General features: G+C 72.0%; 2 protein-coding genes and 1 pseudogene. 2 read left to right on the top strand and 1 reads right to left on the bottom strand.

Annotated features, from left to right (window positions below):
* A pseudogene (locus QK444_RS35680) lies at positions 1–690 on the top strand (TPM domain-containing protein); the annotation flags it as partial.
* A gap of 74 nt (positions 691–764) precedes the next feature.
* Positions 765–1205: a DUF6247 family protein gene (locus tag QK444_RS35675; protein ID WP_051037017.1), complete on the top strand. Its 441-nt coding sequence runs from the start codon at positions 765–767 to the stop codon at positions 1203–1205.
* A gap of 20 nt (positions 1206–1225) precedes the next feature.
* Here QK444_RS35675 and QK444_RS35670 read toward each other — a convergent pair.
* On the bottom strand, positions 1226–2229 hold a 1004-nt coding region (locus QK444_RS35670; RefSeq protein WP_282786440.1), incomplete at its 5' end, for a molybdopterin-dependent oxidoreductase.

The raw sequence follows: 2229 nt of genomic DNA, 5'->3' as shown, positions 1-2229 counted from the left end.
ATGGTGGCCGAGCTGCGGCGCGATCTCGCCACGGCCGAAACCCTCGGCGCTCACGGCGGAACCGAACTGCCCGCGGCAACCGGCGCGGCGCGCGACGCCCTAGAGGACGCCACCGCCAACGGCGACGCCAACCCGCTCGGGGTCTTCCAGCGGGCGGTGGCCGCGGACACCGCCCTGGACAAGGCGATCGCCGCCGCCACCGACCGCAAGCTGGCCGCCGACGATCTGGCGCGACGCCTCGATCAGGCCATGACGGCCGCGCGCGGACGCATCAATGCCGCGGCCGATTTCATCAGCACCCGGCGCGGCGGCGTGGACGCCGAACCCCGCACCCGATTGGCCGAGGCCCAACGCCATCTGGACCGGGCGCAGGAGCTCGCCACCACCAACCCCGGCGAGGCGCTGCAATCGGCCCAGCGCGCAGTGGAACTCGGGGCCAGCGCCCTGCACACCGCCGAAGCGAACGTACGGTCCTGGCAGGCCAGCCACACACCCACCGGCGGCTCGCAGACCGGCGCGGTGCTGGGCGGCATTCTCATCGACGGCATGCTGCGCGGGATGGGCACCGGATACCGGCGCGGTGGTGGGTTCGGCGGCGGATTCAGCCGTGGTGGCGGTCGCGGGATGGGGCCCGGGTCCTTCGGCGGCTCGCAGGGTTCGCGGCGCATCAGCCGCGGGGGGCGTTTCTGACCGTCGGCTCCGACATGTGGGCGATGCGCACCGTTTCGCAACCGGAGATCGGAGACGCGGACTAGCGTGGGTTCATGACAGCCGAGCATGGTTACGCCAAGTTCGAGCACGGATTTCCGCTACCCGCACATGCCAGCCCGGCCGCGATCCGGTCCTGTCTGGATCCGGCGGATGTGCAGCGCTTCGATCGCGAATACTCCGACGCCCTCGACGTGGCGCGCGAAAGTCTCGACCTCACCGGATTGTTCGACACCTTGGCCACCTGGCGGCACACCGCCGATCGCGCCCTGCTGCCCGACGGCCGGGTGCCGGTGCGTTGCGTGCTGCTCTTCGGCGACGAGGCCCGTCTCGTCACCCCCTGGCATCTGGGCCGGGATCTGCTGCGCCTGCCCGCCTCGGTGATCGCCCGCGCCTGCGATATGCCCGCCAACGAACTCCCGGGGCGCTACTTCACCGCCACCGGGGACCGCGACAACCTGCACGACTTCCGCCTGGTCAACGACCCGCGGCTGTGATCCGCCGCGGGCCGTCCGGCTCAGGCGTCGACCGTGACCCGGTGCAGGCCGCCCGGGCCGAGCGGATACGGCGGGCGCACGTCGGCGTCCTGGACCTCGCCGGAGCGGCTGGTGACGCGGGCCTCCACGGTGTGCGGGCCGGGCGGGAGGTCGATGACGGTGCGCCAGCGCCGCCACGCGGCCGGGGCGAGTTCGGCGCCGAGTTCGACCGGGAGCCATTCGGTTTCGTCGATGCGGATCTCGACACCCGCCACGCCGTGCGGCGGCGCCCAGGCGACGCCCGCCACGGTGCATTTGCCGGAACCGGGGCTGCCGACCGAGGCGACGTCGATGCGGGCCTGCGGGCGCACCCACAGCGGCTCACTGGTCCAGCCGCGCTTCCACCAGTAGTCCAGGTGGCTGTCGTCGGTGAGTTCCAGTTCGGTGAGCCATTTCGCGCCGGTGTACTGACCGTACAGACCGGGCACGAAAACCCGGGCCGGGAAACCGTGTTCGGGGCTGAGCGGTTCACCGTTCATGCCGATGACCAGGTACCCGGGCCACTCGCCCGTGCGCAGCGGGGCCAGCGGGAGCGAGATGGTGAATCCGTCGCTGGCGCGGGTGACCAGGCGGGTGGCGCCGGTTTCGGGCAGGGCGTGATCGAGCAGCGTGGTCAGCGGCACCCCGAGCCAGCGGGCGTTCCCGGCACGCCCGGCGGCGACGGTATTGTGCACGCACACCATGACCGCGTCGAATTCCTCCGCCTGCTCGGCCAATTCACGCAGCGACAGGCGCAGCGAGTGCGCGACCATACCGCTGATGGACAACCGCCAGTGTTCGGGGTCGAGCCGGGGTGGGCGCGAGTTCACATCCGCCACATAGAAGTTCGAGCTCGTGGTGATGAGCGGTGACAGACCGGGTTCGATGCCGAGGCCGTCGTCGGGGATCGGCTGGTGGGCGCCCATGGGACCGACCCGCTGCGCGCGCTCCCGGTAGCGGCGGTCGGCCCGGCGCAGCAGGGTCTCCGCACCCGCGAGGAGACCGG

Origin of the sequence: Nocardia sp. CC201C, assembly GCF_030010695.1 — a bacterium.
Classification (GTDB): Bacteria; Actinomycetota; Actinomycetes; order Mycobacteriales; family Mycobacteriaceae; genus Nocardia; species Nocardia otitidiscaviarum.
The sequence above is the reverse complement of the archived record's forward strand: the minus strand, read 5'-3'. Positions and strand labels throughout refer to the sequence as shown.

What these genes read in the sequence shown, in the direction of transcription:
- QK444_RS35675 (WP_051037017.1), top strand. Translation starts at nt 765, where the DNA reads ATGACAGCCGAGCATGGTTACGCCAAGTTCGAGCACGGATTTCCGCTA.